A 17,311-nucleotide genomic window follows, 5' to 3' on the forward strand; every position below is an offset into this window, starting at 1 on the left:
AATGGGTCGAATTTTTCACACCAACGATTAAAACATGGTGGCATGGACGAAGACGTTGTTTCTTTCATAATGACCTAATGTTGTCACTCTGTCTACTTTTATTATTAGTTTACCTTACTTTTCTGTTTAAGTACCGTTAACAGGACTTAAAAAAGGAAAAGTGGGTTTCTGAGCTAGATTGATATAATTATGCCTACTCACTATTTCCTCTAAATATTTAGTTAGTCAAAGATTCTCTAATTTTTAAATAATAAAAATGAAACAAATTTTCAAAAAAATCAAATATTTACTGATTGGGATTATCTGTTGCGGTTTAATTGTGGCTTGTAATAATACGGCTACGGTGACAGGTAATGGCGATGCCCCAATGCAGAATAATGGCAGAATTAGTTTTGGTACAACCCTTCGGGCAAGAACTTTAGATCCTGCGGATAGTTATGATTTGGCAGGGATGAACCTCATTTATAATGTGGCAGAAACCCTTTATACCTACGATGTGGGTACTACGGATTTAGTACCGTTATTGGCAACGGAAATGCCCACCATTAGCGATGATGGTTTGGTTTATACTATCCCTCTACGGGAGGGGGTAAAATTCCATGATGGTAGTGATTTCAACGCCAAAACCATGGAGTTTTCCTTAAGTCGATTTATGGAAAATGGGGGACGACCTTCTTTTCTCTTGACGGATATTATTGAGGAAGTTACACCCACGGCAGAATATGAGTTACAAATTAGATTAAAACAACCCTTTGCGGCGTTTCCTGCTCTGTTGGCTTTTCCGGGGGCTTGTGCGGTTTCCCCTACTAATTACACCATCGGGGAGGGGGAGTTTAAACCTAATGAGTTGGTAGGTACTGGGCCTTATCGATTAGCTTCCTTTGACAGTGATTCGGCAAGGTTGGATGTGTTTGAGGACTATTGGGGTGACTTGCCTAGGAATGAGGGCATTGATATGCAGATTTTTGCGGATAATTCGGCGAATTTGTATAACAGTTTTCTGACGGGGGCTATCACTGTCGCCTATCAGTCTTTTGCCCCAGAGCAAACGGTGAGTTTGTTGGAAGATGCCCAGGGTGGAAAATTTCAGGCTTTACAAGGGCAAGGCACGGTAATTTCCTATATGTCTTTGAATCGTAATCAGCCTCCTTTGGATCAATTGGAAGTGCGTCAGGCGATCGCCCTTATCATGAATAGGGAGTTAATTATGGAAAGGGTGACACAGGGTTTGGCAGAGCCTCTTTATTCCATGATTCCTGAAGCGTTTGATGTGTATCAACCCGTTTTTGAGCAAATGTATCGTGATGATAATGCGGAGTTAGCCAAGGAGTTGTTAACCGAAGCTGGTTTTTCGGCGGAAAATCCTGCCCAAATCGAAATTTGGTTCCCCTCCACATCTCGCCCCCGTACCGCTGTAGCCAATACCCTAAGGGCGATCGCCGAGCAACAGTTAGATGGTATGCTTGAGTTTCAACCCCAAGGAGTAGAAAGTGCCACGGCATTTAGTAACCTCAGCCAAGGTACTTATCAAACCTTTTTAGGGGATTGGTATCCCGACTTTTTAGATCCTGATAATTATGTTCATCCTTTCCTCAGTTGCCCCAATGGTAATGAAGAAGAGGGCTGCATCGAAGGAGGAGCGCAGAATCAAGGTTCGTTTTTCTATAGTGAGCGGGTTAATGAGTTAATTAATGATGCTAGAAGAACAAATGATCCTAGTCAACGGGAACAAGATTTTCGGGAAATCCAAGAAATTTTAGGTCAAGAAGTTCCTTATATTCCCATTTGGCAAACCAAAGAATATGCCTTTGCTCAAAATGGTGTGGAAGGAGTGGCCATTAATCCTAGTCAAACTTTTCCTTTTTGGACTATTAGTAGATAGCATTCCCTATTCTCATTGTATTTTAAAAAATGCTTGGTTGATGTAGGTTTTAGCCATGGGAAGAATGGGAGATTTCCCCCCTACCTAATCCACTACGTCACCATGGAGGTTGCTATATACTGAAAAAAGGAAGCAAAAGTTATGAGGAGAAATGAAGATATGAATCCGAATCCCGCCATTATGAAATCGGTAGAAAAATTAGATTATCGTGTCACGGTGGGTGATGTTGCCTTAGAAAGTGGTTTAGATGTTGCCCTTGCCCAAAAAGAGTTACTCGCCCTAGCATCGGAGGCGGGGGGACATTTACAGGTAGCCGAAACGGGGGATATGGTTTATGCTTTTCCCAATGATTTTCGAGCTATATTACGAAATCGTTATTGGAAGTTGAGGGCGAAACAGTGGCTTTCCAAGGCGTGGGAGGTCGTTTTTTACCTAATTCGCATTTCTTTTGGTATTCTTCTCATTGCTTCCATTTTAATTTTAGCCATTGCGATCGCACTTATTGTAATTGCTCTTTCCGCTTCTAAGGGTGACAATGACAACCGTAGTAGTAACAACTCTCGAGGAGGAGGGGGAATGATGTTTATGCCAAACTTCTGGCTTATGCCCAATCCTTTCTCTATCTTTAGCCCTCGCTACCACCGCAATAATTACTATTATCAGCAGTCTTATCAGGGAAATGTACCCCAGCAACCAAAACCAAAAAGTGAGCTAAATTTCCTTGAGAGTATTTATTCATTCCTTTTCGGGGATGGTAATCCTAACCCCAATCTTGAGGAAAGAAGATGGCAAGAAATAGCGGGGGTAATTCAAAATAATCAGGGGGCGGTAATTGCGGAACAAATTGCTCCCTATCTCGACAATATCAATATCTATAACGAGAGAGACGAGGATTATATGTTGCCTGTGTTAACTCGTTTTAATGGTTATCCTGAAGTATCAGAAACAGGAGATATTATTTATTATTTCCCTGAGTTACAGGTTAGGGCAAAGGCAAAAGGAAAAAGCTCTATTTCCCCTTATCTTGAGGAAAATAAATGGCAGTTTAGCATCGCCACCAGTTCTCAAAAAATCATGGCATTTGGACTAGGGGCAGTTTATTTTATTCTGGTATTGGTCTTTTCTTCTCTAACACAACAAGATTTATCGACTTTATCCCCTGATTTAATTGCTTTTGTTGATTTGGTGCAGTTTATCTATCCTGTTTTGGTTGGTTATTCCGTGGCTTATTTAACAGTACCTTTAGTTCGTTATTTCTGGCTTCAAACTCGTAACGGTAAAATAGAAAAGCGTAACGATAACAGGAAAGAAAGGGCTGGTTTATTGATAGAAAATAAGGATGAATTACAGCCTAAAATTAATTATGCCCGTCAGTTTGCTACTCAAAAAGTCCTTAGTGAAGATGAAATAATTTATTCGAGTGATCGGGATATGTTAGATAATTTACTAGGAGAGTAGGGCTTGAACTAAAGTGGCAAGGAAGCTGAATTGAGGTGGTAATGAGCTAAATTAAGGTGGTAAGGGGCTTAAGCCCCTTGTTAATGTGGGGGTAACTAACTAGAAAATTTGAGAATGAATTACTTTCGGGGAAATTTTTTTCTTATTTACTCCTTGATTTCCAATGGTCGATATTTTTTTGTTTTTGACGGGCGATCGCCAAGGCTCCATCGGGCACATCATGGGTAATCACTGAACCCGCGCCGATGGTTACGTCTTCACCGATGGTTACGGGGGCAACAAACACACTATTAGAACCCGTTTTAGTGCGATCGCCTATAATCGTAGGATGTTTATTCACCCCATCATAGTTAGCGGTAATGGTACCAGCCCCCACATTCACTTGACTTCCAAGGGTAGCATCCCCAATATAAGATAGGTGGGCTACGTTGGTTTTATTGCCCACAGTGGATTTTTTCACCTCCACAAAATTACCTACCCGACAATTTTCACCAATATTTGCTTGTCCTCGTAAATGACTATAAGGACCAATTTTACTATCAGAAGCGATGGTGCTATCTATCACCGTGGAGTAAAATATTTTGACCCCTTCCCCAATGTGGCTATTTTCCACAAAACTACCCGGCCCAATGTGAGATCCAGCACCGATAACGGTATTACCCCTTAGATGGGTTTGAGGTTCGAGGGTGACATCAGCACTTAGGGTGACGGTATCTTCAATGGTAATACTATCAGGGTCGATCATGGTTACTCCCGCCATCATCCATGCTTCTTTTACCCTTGCCTGTAAAATATCATAGGCAGCTGCCAATTGACGGCGATCATTAATACCATTAATTTCTAAAGCATCGTCCACATCCAATGCCATGACGGGGTTTAAAAAATCTACTACTTCGGTGAGGTAATATTCCTGTTGATCGTTATTGGTACTGAGTTTGGGTAATACTTCCTTAAGGGCATCCCAGTTAAAGCAATATACCCCTGCATTTACCCTCGGATTTTGTTTTTGGGCAGAGCTACAGTCTCGATGTTCGATGATTTGTTTAACGATATTATCACTATCACAAAATACCCTTCCATAACCTGTGGGGTTGGATAAATTGGCGGTGAGGAGGGTTGCCTGATTTTTATTTTCTCTGTGGGTAGCCACTAATTTTTCGACGGTTTCGGGGCGTAATAGGGGTACATCACCGTTTAAAACTAATAAGTCTCCTGAAAAGTCTTTGAGGGGTTCGAGTAACTGTTGGATGGCGTGTCCTGTGCCTAGTTGCTCTTTTTGTTCGACAAATTCTACTTTTTCTAGGTGGTTAAGGGCTTGTTTTATTTTTTCTCCTTCATAACCGATAATGATGGCGGTGCGATCAGGTTTTATCAGTTCACAAGAGGCGATCGCCCTTTCTACCAAAGTCTTATTTCCTAAAGGGTGTAATACCTTCGGAAGTTGGGATTTCATTCTAGTTCCTTTGCCTGCGGCAAGAATTGCAACTGCTAACATGGGATATTTTTACTACCGTTTGCCCTAGAGTATATCATCAAAGGATTACCTCCGCAGAAGGTAAAATTTTGACAAGTCCCCACCTTATTAAGGGGGGCTAGGGGGGATCTTAGTCATCACAATTTGACTATCCCTGACGGCGATCGCCTTTCCTCCTGCAAAACTAGAGGTTTGAGAACCGTTAGGAGCATCAATCAATTTAACAACTGCCTCTATTTGCTCGAAAGTGGGCATCTTAGACAAATTTTGTCCTAAAAATAGTTTTATCACCCTTCTTTGTAAACTGAGGGGCGTTTCCTTTAACTTTTTACGGTCAATGGTATCTTGATTTATCTTCACTTCCTCGAAAAGCCGTTGGGCCTGATGGTTTAAAAATTCTCGGTCAGCCCTCAAAATTTCAGCGGTTTGGGCGATGTGGTTTTCCACTTGGGCATTAAATTCTTTTTGCAGATAGGGAATCAAATCAAGGCGAATGCGGTTACGGGCAAATTTTTTGTTTTGGTTATAGCTATCTTCCCAGATGGGTAAGTTAAACTGTTGGCAAAAGTTTCCCGTGTCTTGGCGACTAAAGCTGAGTAAGGGGCGCACTAATTCCACTCCGTGGGTTAATTCCCTTGTCCAATGTAAGGAGGTTAGACCGTCACTGCCTGAACCTCTGATAAGATTATATAAAAAGGTTTCGGTGCGATCGCTCTTAGTGTGCGCGGTGAGTACATAATCAAAACCATGGCTTATGGCTATATCCTTCAATACCTGATAACGCCATTTCCTCGCCGATGCTTCTTTTTCTGGTATTTTGTGCTGTGCTGTTTCTAAATATAAATCTACGCCCCAATCACGGGCTATTTTCTCGATATGTTCGGCTAAACCTTTATCCAACTTCCAATGGTGGTCACAATGGGCGATCGCCACTTTCCACCCCCACTTATCCCGTAAATCCAAGATAAGACGAGTTAAACAGAGGGAATCCTGTCCTCCAGACAAAGCCACCAAAATCCTACCATATTTAGGTAAAATTTTCCTATGCTTTAAAACCTGATGTAACCTTGCATGATAACCACTCCACATCTGCTAATAAATTTTAAAACCTTCTAGGGCGGACATTGCCCACCATTCCAGTCCATTATTTAAAATCAATATTTATGCTTACAGAAAAGTAATAGTAATTAACTATTAACTCTCCATTAATAATAAGCCTTTGACGAGGATTGAACTCGTGACCTCACCCTTACCAAGGGTGTGCTCTACCACTGAGCTACAAAGGCCTATGGGCCGAGCTGGATTTGAACCAGCGTAGGCATAGCCAGCGGATTTACAGTCCGCCCCCATTAACCACTCGGGCATCGACCCTTTTGTTTTCACAGTTAATTATTATAGCTAACCTTTTATTAAAATGTCAACATTAATCCTAAAAAAAATAAAAGTCTTCTTTGGCACCCATTTCATCTTAAAATCTCACATCAAAAAACAGACATTCAGCCAAACCTCAAAAGAATGATCTTAAATGACCTAAAATTAGTAAGATTAACACAACCTCAACATGAAGATTGTCATCTTTCTATAACAGTCAATGATGAATTATGAATTTGCCCCTACCCAAGAAACCTATCATCTAGTTGCCTTTCTGGTGTCCATGAACTTAGTCTTATGGGCAACCCCCATCGTCAAAACCATTGGTCTAAAAAGTGGTTATGTAGATAAACCAGACTCCAGAAAAGTACATCGTCAACCCATTGTGAGAATAGGAGGAGTAGCCATTTTCGCCGCCGTAACCTGTTCCCTACTAATAGTGTGGTGGATGGGAGGATTCGGTATTCTTCCCCCAGACCAAGATGCTGAAATTTGGGGAGTGACCATTGGGGCTTGTCTATTCTTTTTGATTGGTTTTGCCGATGACTTATTCAACCTTTCCCCTCTGTTTCGATTAATTGTGCAGTCGGTGGTCTCTAGCTTTGCTTGGTGGCAAGGAGTCAGGATTGACTTTCTCACCGTTCCTTTTTTTGGCTTAGTACAAATAGACCAATGGTGGCTTAGTTTACCCATCACCATAATTTGGTTAGTGGGCATGGTAAACGCCATCAACTGGATTGATGGTTTAGACGGTTTAGCAGCAGGAGTCTGCGGTATTGCCGCCGTAGTTATGTTGATTGTCAGCTTATTTATGAATCAACCCGCCGCTGCCCTCATCGCTGCCGCCTTAGCAGGGGGTGCATTAGGATTTTTAAGGTATAACTTTAATCCCGCTCAAATTTTCATGGGGGATGGGGGAGCATATTTTATGGGTTTTCTTCTGGCAGGGGTAGGAGTAATCGGACTAGCCAAAACCGCCGCCGTAACCGCCGTAGTGTTACCCTATATTATTCTAGCGGTGCCTATTGTGGATATGTCCATCGTTATTCTTTCCCGTCTTATCCAAGGTAAATCCCCTTTTTTAGCTGATAAACGCCATTTGCACCACCGTCTCCTTAATGCAGGAATATCCCAAAGACTAACGGTTTTATTTATCTATTCCCTAACGTTATGGGTGGGAAGTTTTGCTCTCATTTTTTCAGGTTTTCCCAGCGGAGGAGTTTATGTGATGGGGGCAACGATTTTACTAATTTATATTTCTTGGCAGGTATGGCGAAATCGTCGAGTAAAAAGTGAGGAATAAAAAAAGGAGGGACTAGCCCTCCTAGAAAACCCTTAAGTTTTTTTGTCAACAAGATTAGTTAAACAATCTCAAAATAATAAAGATTGATTATTCAGTGACGGTGGAAGTTAATTCCTCATCGGGAGTAGTGGTTTCTTCTACCCCTTCGTTAGTTTCCTCGGTAGCAACAGTTTCTACCGCTTCAACTTCTAAGGTTTCTCCCTCAACGGCGCCTTCTTCAGAGACTTCACTATTATTTAATAGTCTTTCACGATAAGCAGCGGCCATTTCCTCAGCTTTTTCAAACACTAAATCCCGATTTTTTAACATATCGCCGGGTTCAGGCTCTAATTGCTTAGTAGATAGGGAAATACGTCCTCTTTCAGCGTCTAAGTCGATGATCATTACTTTTAACTCATCATTAACATTAAATACACTGTGAGGAGTATCAATATGATCATGGGAAATTTCGGAGATGTGTAGTAAGCCACTTACACCACCGATGTCGATAAACGCACCATATGGTTTGATTCCACGAACAGAGCCAACCACCACTTGGGCAACTTCTAAACCATTCATCTTACGCTCTACTAAAGCACGACGATGGCTGAGTACAAGACGATTCCGCTCTTCATCAACTTCTAAGAATTTTAAAGGTAAATCTTGACCTAATAAATCCTCTTTAGCATCCTTTGCACTAATATGAGAACCGGGGATAAAGCCTCTTAAACCTTCAACTCTTACTAAGGCACCACCTCTGTTAGTAGCGAATACGTTGGAATAAACGGTGGCATCTTCTTGTTGTAGTTGGCGGACTCTTTCCCATGCGCGCATGTACTCAATGCGACGAATAGAGAGGGTTAATTGTCCATCTTCATTTTCATCGGTAAGAATAAAAAATTCTCTGGTTTCGTTGGGTTGTAAAACCTCATCGGGGTTATCAACTCTGTTGATGGAAAGTTCTTGTACAGGAATGTAGGCGGCAGTCTTTGCTCCGATGTCGATTAAAGCGCCTCTTTGCTCCATGCTAAACACTGTACCGGGTACTACATCCCCAGGGCTAAAGTGATAGTCATATTGATCTAAAAGAGCAGCAAAATCTTCATGGGTAAAACCAATATCGGTTTTTGTGGTTTCGGTTTGACTGACCATAGGCATATTTTCAAAGGTTTTCAATTTACTTAGTTTTTTGATAATTACAAATATTTTCCATGCCCTTACAAAGTATATTCATAAGTGATTCGGAAAAAATAAACATAGAGATTAATTTAGAATTTAATACTTCTATTATTGAATTTGACACAGTTTTCGGTGAAAGAATGTTCCTCAGCCCTAAGCTGTTGGTTTTTTCACTTTCTGCTGTGTGGGATTTGGGTTAATCCCCTAAACGACAAGCCCAATTATCTAGCTTAGCACCAAAAACGATTTAAATTTTTGATTTAAGGTATATTATACAGAATTTTGAACGGGGAATGTTGTTGAATCCTGAAGCTAGAAATTGTGCTAATATCCTTATTTTAATCTTAACAACCTGCATTTAAAAAATGTACAAAGCAATTTTCATTGGCTCCATTGGTACCTTAGTAGAGACTTCAGAATTACAACGACAAGCCTACAATGAAGCTATGGCTCAATTAGGAATTAATTGGCACTGGGATTTATCCACCTATCGTGAATTGTTAGAGATTAATGGCGGACAAAAAAGACTAGAAATGCTTTCTGATGCCACGGATAAAAAATTAAGTCCAGAAAAAATTGAGCAAATCCATCAATTAAAAACTACGATTGCTTGTCAATTAGTCCAAGAAAAAAAACCTCCCTTAAGACCTTTTGCCAAAAATATTATTAACTACGCCCAAGCCCATGACCTATCATTGGGGTTAGTTACCAGTACCTATAAAGCTAATGTAGATACCCTTTTAAAAATTACCAATTTACAATCAAGTTTTAAAACCATCATTACCAGAGAAAACTTGAGCGAAGGTAAACCCTCCCCCGAAGGTTATCAAAAAGCCCTCAGCAATCTAAATATCCAAGCAGATGAAGCCATAGCGGTGGAAGACTCCTTTCTGTCAATCTTGGCCGCTATTAGGGCAGGAGTTAAGGTAATTGGTTATGGGGGAGCGAATACTCAAAATCATGTTTTTGATTTTTGTGATTATTGCATATCTCCACATTTTGATGACTCCCAATTAATGGATCCTCAATTGGTGGCGGATATTTTGAGTAAGATACAGAGTAACTAGCATCAGAAATTAATCTCTTTGAGTACAAAAGTAATTATTTGAAGTAAAAAGTCGTCAATCTTTCTCCATCGGTGGATGCTCTAACCCTAAGCCAATTAGATGGGAAAAGATTGTTAATTGTGCCAATAAAGCCTAAACTTTCTTATAAAAGTGATTTTTTAGAGGTCAAAAGCGTGAAAAAAGTACTCGGTATTATTTTAGGGGGAGGTGCAGGTACTAGGTTGTATCCCCTCACCAAATTACGAGCCAAACCAGCAGTACCTTTAGCAGGAAAATATCGTCTCATTGATATTCCTATCAGTAACTGTATCAACTCAGAAATTTTAAAAATTTATGTTTTAACTCAATTTAACTCTGCTTCTTTGAATCGTCATATCAGTAGAGCTTATAATTTTTCTGGGTTTAGTGATGGTTTTGTGGAGGTATTAGCAGCCCAACAAACGAAAGAAAATCCTGACTGGTTCCAAGGTACAGCGGATGCGGTGCGTCAATATATCTGGCTTTTTGATGAGTGGGATATTGATGAATATATTATCCTTTCAGGGGATCATCTTTATCGCATGGATTATAGTAAGTTTGTGGAACATCACCGCAAAACTAATGCTGATATTACCATTTCAGTCGTTCCCATCGATGAAAAAAGAGCCGAGGCTTTCGGTTTAATGAAAATTGATGACTCTGGTAGAATCACTGATTTTAGCGAGAAGCCCAAGGGTGATGCCCTTAAGCAAATGGCCGTAGATACGAGTATTTTGGGGTTAAACCCTGAACAAGCCCAAGAACAGCCTTATATTGCTTCTATGGGTATCTATGTGTTTAAGAAAGAGGTTTTACGCAAGTTATTAACGGAAAATCCTGATCAAACTGATTTTGGTAAGGAAATTATTCCTAATGCGGCGAAGGATCATAATATTCAAGCCTATCTATTTAAGGGTTATTGGGAAGATATTGGAACTATTGAGGCTTTTTATGATGCTAATTTGTCTTTGACTAATCAGCCTCAGCCTTCTTTTAGTTTTTATGATGAGAAAGCTCCTATTTATACTCGTTCCCGTTATTTACCCCCTACCAAGTTACTTGATTCTCAGGTGACTCAATCTATCATTGGGGAGGGTTGTATTATTAAAGAATGTCGCATTAATCACTGTGTTTTGGGGGTGAGAACTCGCATTGAAAGTAATTGTGTGATTGAAGATACCTTGATTATGGGGGCTGATGTTTATGAGCCTTACACTGTCAGACAAAATAAGTTAAAAGATGGTGGTGTGCCTATTGGTATTGGTGCTAATTCTATTGTACGCCGTGCGATCGTTGATAAAAATGCCCGTATTGGTCAAAATGTACAAATTATCAACAAAGATAGGGTTGAGGAAGCTAACCGAGAGGATGAGGGATTTTTAATTCGTAATGGAATTGTGGTTGTTATTAAAAATGCTTCTATTGCTGATAATACTATCATTTAATAAGTCAAAAGAAAGGGATTTTTTGAGTATTTTTCTCTAATTTTAATAACATCTATTCTCTTTTTTACAAAGTAATATCATCCAAATTTTAATCAAGTTATGCAGGTCAATGACCTGCTTTTCTATCATTTTTTCTTCGCTACGATCGCACGGTGTCTTTTACTAATAGTAATTATTTTTGGCTCTTCAAAACCAATATCTAATAATTGTTGTTTAATATCTAAACTAAAATATTGATCCAAATAAGGCTCGGTACTTTTTAATAATGTGAGTACATAACGGGGCATTTTTTGATAGGCTTCTGACTGAGGATTCATATCCATAATGCCAAGATAACTGCCTTTTTTGATCAGACTATGGGCGTGGTTTAAAATATTTTTGGCTGCCGATTGGGGTAATTCATGGAACATTAAAAAACAAGATACTAAATCAAAGGATTCTGATGATAAGTTAGTTTTTTCGGCTTGACTATGATGCCACTGAATATGATATTTTTTTTGTTCTGCTTGATGTTTTGCCACCGCCAAGAAGTAAGGAGATAAATCTAACCCTGTAACGGTTGCATCGGGATAATTTTCCTGTAGGGCAAAGGTACTTAAACCGACTCCACAGCCCATATCTAAAATTTGCTCAGGATTACCATTAATTTCCTTCTTTAATACCTCATGATAATTATTTCGTAAGGTGCGATCGCCCTCTAACCTCGGCTCCTTAGAAAAAATAGTAGAATGAACACTATAGGCCGCCGATTCCAACTCCCATGCCGCCTTCCACTCCAGATTGCCCTTCTCATAAGCATGAAAGGACTTTAAATAATATTCAGGATAATCAACCCCCTGATTCTCCACCGCCCTTATATCCTCACTCCAGTCCCGATTCTGAAAAGAATTAATATTACCATACCAATCAACCCCAATAGTCTGCGCCCGACTAATAATCATCTTCCTAGCCCGACTCTTAGCAAACTCCGCAAGGGGTTTTATGGCCAACAAAGTATTAATAAAACTGGTAGTAAGATTATTTTCTGGTTTAATAGTGTTAGTTTCCATGTTGTATAGTTATCCTAAACAGGTATAAAAATTATATTAATATTGTGAATCAATGCAATGTGACCGTAAATATCAATGGCAATTACTTATCTTAAACCCTTAGATTACCTAAACTTAAAACTCTTGATAAATTTAGCATACACTTAACTTTCTTTTTAAATCAAACACCTATTTCTAAATTTATAGTGGTTTTTGAATCAATTCCCTAGGAGAGTAAACCTTTATTTGGTATAATTCTGGTTTTATGGTCAAAGTTATTTATAATTTCTTAATACTGATATAAGAAACTTAACAAACAAAAAAATAAGGAGAAAATAGAAAAATGCCCACGATTAGGTTTCTCAAAGAAAACAAAGACGTTGTCGCCGCCGATGGTGCAAACTTAAGAGAAAAAGCAAAACAAAATGGAATTGATATTTACCGCCTCAGAGGAAAATTAATCAACTGTGGAGGATATGGGCAATGTGGTACTTGTGTTGTCGAGATTGTCGAAGGTATGGAAAATCTATCTCCCAGAACCGAATTTGAGAATAGAAAGCTAAAGAAAAAACCCGATAGCTATCGTTTAGCCTGTCAAACTATCGTCAATGGTGAAGTTAGCGTTAATACCAAACCATAGTAACAACCGACAATTAACCGTTATTAATGAAAAAAAGGGGCAAGTCTTAAAGCTTACCCCAATTTAGTTAATGATGACTGAAATAAAATTCAGTAGTTTTAGTAGAAAAAGCCTAGTTAGCCTCTAAAGGATAAACACTTACTTTTTTCTGACTACGGGTTTTGTATTCAAAAGTAACAATCCCGGGGATTAAAGCAAAGAGAGTGTCATCATTACCACGTCCAACGTTTTCACCAGGATAAACTTTAGTGCCACGCTGACGAATAATAATATTTCCAGCTTTTACGGTTTCTCCACCAAAACATTTAACGCCTAAGCGTTTAGAATTAGAATCTCTTCCGTTACGAGTACTACCTGTACCTTTCTTATGTGCCATGGTATTATGCTATTTCCTTTAATAAAATGAACTGTTATTCAAGTGTATGTTATTTTATGCTTCCACTGCTTCAGTAGTTGCTTCCTCGGGTTTCTGAGCAATTACATTGCCCCCTAGACTGATAGAATTAATCATTAAACGGCTTAATTCTTGTCTATGACCTCTTTTTTTACGGGTTTTCTTCTTGGGTTGCATTTTATAAACAATTACCTTTCTGCCTCGGCTATGTTTTAAAATAGTTCCATTAATAGAAGCACCTTCAACGTAGGGTTGTCCTACATGAATTTCTCCGTCGTGGTTAACGAGTAATACTTTATCAATATTTAATTCTTCGTTTACTTCGAGATCAAATCTATCTAGTTCAAAAAATCTACCGGGTTCAACTTTAAGTTGTTTTCCGCAGATTTCGATTATTGCGTAAGTCATAATTTTTTCCTAATATATACTGCCGTACAGGTAGCAGAATTAATTCTCTGCTTTTTCTTGATGCCTTTACCTGATCCGAACAGGACTGGAGACACAATCAACAATTGTATCTTTATAGTTAACTAATTGTCAATATTTGCCCTTAAAAATTCAGGGCAAACGCATACTCAAGCAGACAAAATCTTAAGTAAATAATCATTATCCCATCCAGCCTTAAGTCGTTTTGCTTTTTTACCTCGAGAGCAACTCTTTTCCTGATTCAACAAATTTAAAGCAATGTGTCTAATGACTGCCATGTTTTCACTACTGTTTTCTTTTCTGATTCTACTTTCATCCTCCCTAAACCCTACATCTAAACACCAATGCAATTTATTTTCTATTCCCCAATGACTCCTTATCCCTCGGGCAAAAGTTTCTACTCCTTGATCTAAACTTGTTAAGTAATACCTTCTTTCCAATGTGGGTTTTTGTCCCGGAATTTTTCTTTCTGACTCTACTATTCCAATGGTTTTCAACCCCACCCATTTTTCACTATCAATGAAATCTGCCGCTGAATTCATTAACCAATAACAGCGTTTTTCAATTCGACCATGATTCTTTTCTATAGTTTCATATTTTTCCTTGATAATTTCTTGATAATTATTTTTCCGTGCCCAATCAAATAATTGTTTTACATCCTCAAATAAATTACCTTGATTACCTTTGAGGCTAAGAATATACTCTCCTCCTTTCTCGATAATTCTTTTGGCTATGTCCTTTTGACACCCCATTGCATCAATGGTCACAATACAACCATTAAGTTCTAAAACTGCCAATAATTTCGGAATTGCCGTAATTTCATTGGATTTATCTTCTACTTTTAACTGTCCCAAAACCAAGTTATTATTACTAGCCCAAGCACTTACCATATGAATGGCACTTTTATTTTGACTTGAATCATAAGAGTGCCGTAATGTTTTACCATCAATAGCTATTATTTCTCCTTGTGTTATCTGAGCAATATGATTAATCCAATCCAGGAAAGCTGATTGTAATTGCTTTGGACATAGACGAGCAAATAAACGAGCAATAGTATCATGAGAAGGAATACCATTGGGCAGTTCGAGAAATGTTTCTAGCCAAGATACTTTACTTTTACCATATTCTTCAATTTCCACCCAAGAGTCGGCACCACAAATAACGGCTAAAATTGTTAATGCTATAATATCAACTAATTTATGTTCAATTAAGTAACTGGTTCGTGGGTCTTCAATATTTTCAAAATGTTTCCACAAGTATGATTTCTCAGAACTCACGGCTATTAATTTCCTCTATGATGTTTACCATACCACTTTCTCATAAATTTTTAGTATGCGTTTGCCCTGCTTAAAAATTAACCTTTTTGCCTTTACATTTTGGGGAGAAAAAATTTCTTAACTAAAAACTCGAATGAGGGTACCTCGGGGGGGTAAGTCTTGGGGGCGAATAGTAGTTTGATTGCCCTGAATTCTGCCAATGTTTAACTCTTCTGCCCGGGCAAGGGTTAAAAATTCCTCTAAGGGTACTAAATCGCAACTATTGGGGTCGGCGTTGGAGGTAAGATATTGGGTAGGAAATACGACTTTGGGGCGTAAGACTCTGATGGCATCCATGGCTTCTTGGGGGTTATAGTTTTTGGGACCTCCGCCGATGGGTATCATGGCAACATCGGGACTACCCATCAAAATTCTTTGTTCTACATCAATGGGGGAAGCGATTCCGCCTAGGTGTAAGATGTTTACTCCTCCTTGATTCCAGCGCCAAACGATATTGTCTCCAAATCTTCTGCCCCTTTGGCGATCATGAAATGTTCTAATACCTTGAAATTGGATCCCACCCACCTGATATACTCCTGTTTCAACCATTAGCTGAGGGTTGTTGGGTAGTCCTCCTGCGGCGCCTTCATCGAGCATACGACTGCTAATCATGACGGCATCGGCGTTAACTCTGGGGGCAGGGTAGTTGGCGGTACAACCGATGGGCTCGAAGGGGTTAGATAGTACCCGTAGGTTATTTCCTGTAAAGAGGAAGCAACTATGTCCTAACCATTGAATATTAACTCCTGTGGCGGGAGTTTGGGCGATCGCTCTTTGGGGGGAATACTTAGCACTAAGGAGAGAGGTTAAAACCCCCAGACCGCTTAGGCGCAACCAGTCACGACGATTAATCATATTTAGCAATAGACTTGAGGAAATTTCGTAACAATTGTAACCCAGAATCCGTTAAGATGCTTTCGGGGTGAAACTGAACCCCTTCAATCCAAGGATACTGTTTGTGGCGAATACCCATGATAATGTCATCTTCTGTCCAGGCGGTAATTTCTAGGACCGAAGGAATTGAGTTTTTGTCCACAATCAAACTATGGTAGCGGGTAGCTTGAAATGGGGAAGAAATATCTTTAAATACCCCTTGATTTTTATGGAGAATGGGGGAGGTTTTACCGTGCATGAGACTAGGGGCTGAAATTATTTTACCGCCGTAGGCTTCGCCGATGGTTTGATGTCCTAAACACACTCCGAGAATGGGATAATCTTGACCCATTTTTTTGACAAGTTCGAGGCAAATACCCGCACTTTGAGGATTACCCGGGCCGGGGGAAATGACTATGGCATCTGGTTTCAATTCCTGTAGTTGTTCGAGGGTAATTTGATCGTTACGATAAACCAGTAAATTTTGGGCGATGGTAAACTCGGCGCTTAATTCCCCTAAATATTGAACCAAATTATAAGTAAAACTATCGTAATTATCAATAACTAGAATCAAACTATGGATCTCCTTATCGCAGTGAAAATATTAAGTTTAACCCATAGGGTAACAAAATAAAACAGGCCACAAACACTGAACTAATAGCACTGACTAACACGGCTCCTGCGGCACAGTCTTTGGCTATTTTTGCCCCTTGATGATACTGTTTACCTACGGTTAAATCTACCACAGATTCAACGGCGGTATTCAATAATTCTAAGATCATCACCAAAGCGCAGGTAATGGCGAGGATTGCCATTTGAGTCATGGTCACATGGAGCAATAATCCTAATGATATGGCAAGAAGGGCGATCGCCGTGTGAATTCTAAAATTACGCTGGGTTTTGAAGGTGTAAATCACCCCTGTCCAAGCAAAGCGAAAACTAGAAAAAACATCTGGGGCAACCTTCCACGCCTTAGAAACTCTATAATTAGATTTTTTCACAGATTCAACATGGGTAAAAGCGGGGGGTTTCTCTGTTAAATTAGTCATTTTATTTAATTTATTCATAAAAAATTTTAGACTATATATCACTAACTAAGTATAAACATGACCAAGCATATGTCAAGGTCAATTAATGATAACTAATCTTAAAAGCTGTGGTTTACCTTGAGTATGTCAAATGAATGCCCCCGTTAAATTTCACAGGGGAAACTTAATCAAATTAACGGTGGGATGAAATTTGACAAATAAATAAAAGGCGATTGGCCTATTAGTTCAATGATAAACTATAATATTACGTGGAACATAACAACGTAAAATGTTTATTTTAGAATACAAGTTAAGAGGAAAACCAGAGCAGTTTAAAGCTATCGATGAGGGCATTCGTACAGTCCAATTCGTACGCAATAAATGTGTTAGTTTCTGGATGAACTCTCAAAATGTAGGACAAAGGGACATT

General features: G+C 39.2%; 16 protein-coding genes and 2 tRNA genes. 6 read left to right on the plus strand and 12 right to left on the minus strand.

Translation table 11 applies throughout. The annotated features are described in order from the left end of the window. Positions 1-256 precede the first annotated feature (256 nt). A complete protein-coding gene (locus ACXITR_RS03600) occupies positions 257-1,882 on the plus strand; it encodes an ABC transporter substrate-binding protein (RefSeq protein WP_457995864.1) in 1,626 nt (541 codons plus the stop codon). A gap of 141 nt (positions 1,883-2,023) precedes the next feature. Continuing rightward, positions 2,024-3,340, plus strand: coding sequence for a hypothetical protein (locus tag ACXITR_RS03605; RefSeq protein WP_457995865.1), 1,317 nt, complete (start codon positions 2,024-2,026; stop codon positions 3,338-3,340). Positions 3,341-3,482: 142 nt separating this feature from the next. Here the strand turns inward: ACXITR_RS03605 and glmU are convergent, their stop codons facing one another. The 4 genes from glmU to ACXITR_RS03625 form a co-directional block, all read right to left on the minus strand. After that, entirely contained in the window at positions 3,483-4,835 is a 1,353-nt protein-coding gene (gene glmU, locus ACXITR_RS03610; protein WP_457995866.1) for a bifunctional UDP-N-acetylglucosamine diphosphorylase/glucosamine-1-phosphate N-acetyltransferase GlmU, read from the minus strand. A gap of 87 nt (positions 4,836-4,922) precedes the next feature. Beyond that, positions 4,923-5,903 carry a tRNA lysidine(34) synthetase TilS gene (tilS, locus tag ACXITR_RS03615; protein WP_457995867.1) on the minus strand — a complete coding sequence of 327 codons (981 nt, stop codon included), beginning with the start codon at positions 5,901-5,903 and terminating at the stop codon, positions 4,923-4,925. Positions 5,904-6,028: 125 nt separating this feature from the next. Continuing rightward, positions 6,029-6,100 (minus strand) — tRNA-Thr (locus ACXITR_RS03620). Between the two features lie 3 nt (positions 6,101-6,103). Next, positions 6,104-6,185 (minus strand) — tRNA-Tyr (locus ACXITR_RS03625). A gap of 223 nt (positions 6,186-6,408) precedes the next feature. Between ACXITR_RS03625 and ACXITR_RS03630 the strand changes: the two genes are divergently transcribed. Next, positions 6,409-7,488, plus strand: a complete 1,080-nt coding sequence (locus tag ACXITR_RS03630) for a glycosyltransferase family 4 protein (protein WP_457995878.1) — start codon at positions 6,409-6,411, stop codon at positions 7,486-7,488. A gap of 87 nt (positions 7,489-7,575) precedes the next feature. Here ACXITR_RS03630 and ACXITR_RS03635 read toward each other — a convergent pair whose 3' ends face one another. Next, the gene (locus ACXITR_RS03635; protein WP_457995868.1) at positions 7,576-8,619 is read right to left on the minus strand and encodes a 30S ribosomal protein S1; all 1,044 of its coding nucleotides are present in this window, start codon (positions 8,617-8,619) and stop codon (positions 7,576-7,578) included. A 392-nt stretch (positions 8,620-9,011) separates the two neighbouring features. Between ACXITR_RS03635 and ACXITR_RS03640 the strand changes: the two genes are divergently transcribed. After that, positions 9,012-9,713, plus strand: a complete 702-nt coding sequence (locus ACXITR_RS03640) for an HAD family hydrolase (protein ID WP_457995869.1) — start codon at positions 9,012-9,014, stop codon at positions 9,711-9,713. 173 nt (positions 9,714-9,886) lie between these two features. After that, on the plus strand, positions 9,887-11,176 hold the full coding sequence (locus ACXITR_RS03645) for a glucose-1-phosphate adenylyltransferase (RefSeq protein WP_457995870.1): 1,290 nt from the start codon (positions 9,887-9,889) through the stop codon (positions 11,174-11,176). Between the two features lie 125 nt (positions 11,177-11,301). On the opposite strand, the gene ACXITR_RS03650 is transcribed toward ACXITR_RS03645, so the two are convergent. Next, complete coding sequence (locus ACXITR_RS03650; protein WP_457995871.1) at positions 11,302-12,225, minus strand: methyltransferase domain-containing protein; 924 nt, start codon at positions 12,223-12,225, stop codon at positions 11,302-11,304. A gap of 322 nt (positions 12,226-12,547) precedes the next feature. On the opposite strand from ACXITR_RS03650, the gene ACXITR_RS03655 reads away from it, so the two are divergent. Continuing rightward, positions 12,548-12,844 carry a 2Fe-2S iron-sulfur cluster-binding protein gene (locus ACXITR_RS03655; protein WP_457995872.1) on the plus strand — a complete coding sequence of 99 codons (297 nt, stop codon included), beginning with the start codon at positions 12,548-12,550 and terminating at the stop codon, positions 12,842-12,844. Between the two features lie 112 nt (positions 12,845-12,956). On the opposite strand, the gene rpmA is transcribed toward ACXITR_RS03655, so the two are convergent. The 6 genes from rpmA to ACXITR_RS03685 all read right to left on the minus strand — a co-directional run bounded on the left by rpmA (position 12,957) and on the right by ACXITR_RS03685 (position 16,920). Next, the gene (gene rpmA, locus ACXITR_RS03660) at positions 12,957-13,220 is read right to left on the minus strand and encodes a 50S ribosomal protein L27 (protein ID WP_457995873.1); all 264 of its coding nucleotides are present in this window, start codon (positions 13,218-13,220) and stop codon (positions 12,957-12,959) included. A gap of 54 nt (positions 13,221-13,274) precedes the next feature. Continuing rightward, entirely contained in the window at positions 13,275-13,646 is a 372-nt protein-coding gene (rplU, locus tag ACXITR_RS03665; protein WP_457995874.1) for a 50S ribosomal protein L21, read from the minus strand. A 167-nt stretch (positions 13,647-13,813) separates the two neighbouring features. Then, positions 13,814-14,941 (minus strand): ISAs1 family transposase, encoded by a 1,128-nt coding sequence (locus ACXITR_RS03670; RefSeq protein WP_457995875.1) that lies wholly within the window; start codon positions 14,939-14,941, stop codon positions 13,814-13,816. Between the two features lie 117 nt (positions 14,942-15,058). Next, positions 15,059-15,832, minus strand: coding sequence for an MBL fold metallo-hydrolase (locus ACXITR_RS03675; RefSeq protein ID WP_457995879.1), 774 nt, complete (start codon positions 15,830-15,832; stop codon positions 15,059-15,061). Beyond that, positions 15,828-16,427: an anthranilate synthase component II gene (locus tag ACXITR_RS03680; RefSeq protein ID WP_457995876.1), complete on the minus strand. Its 600-nt coding sequence runs from the start codon at positions 16,425-16,427 to the stop codon at positions 15,828-15,830. Before ACXITR_RS03680 ends, ACXITR_RS03675 begins: the two co-directional genes overlap by 5 nt. A 13-nt stretch (positions 16,428-16,440) precedes the next feature. Then, positions 16,441-16,920, minus strand: a complete 480-nt coding sequence (locus ACXITR_RS03685) for a diacylglycerol kinase (RefSeq protein WP_457995877.1) — start codon at positions 16,918-16,920, stop codon at positions 16,441-16,443. Between the last annotated feature and the right edge of the window lie 391 nt (positions 16,921-17,311).

This window comes from Cyanobacterium sp. (genome assembly GCF_054166785.1).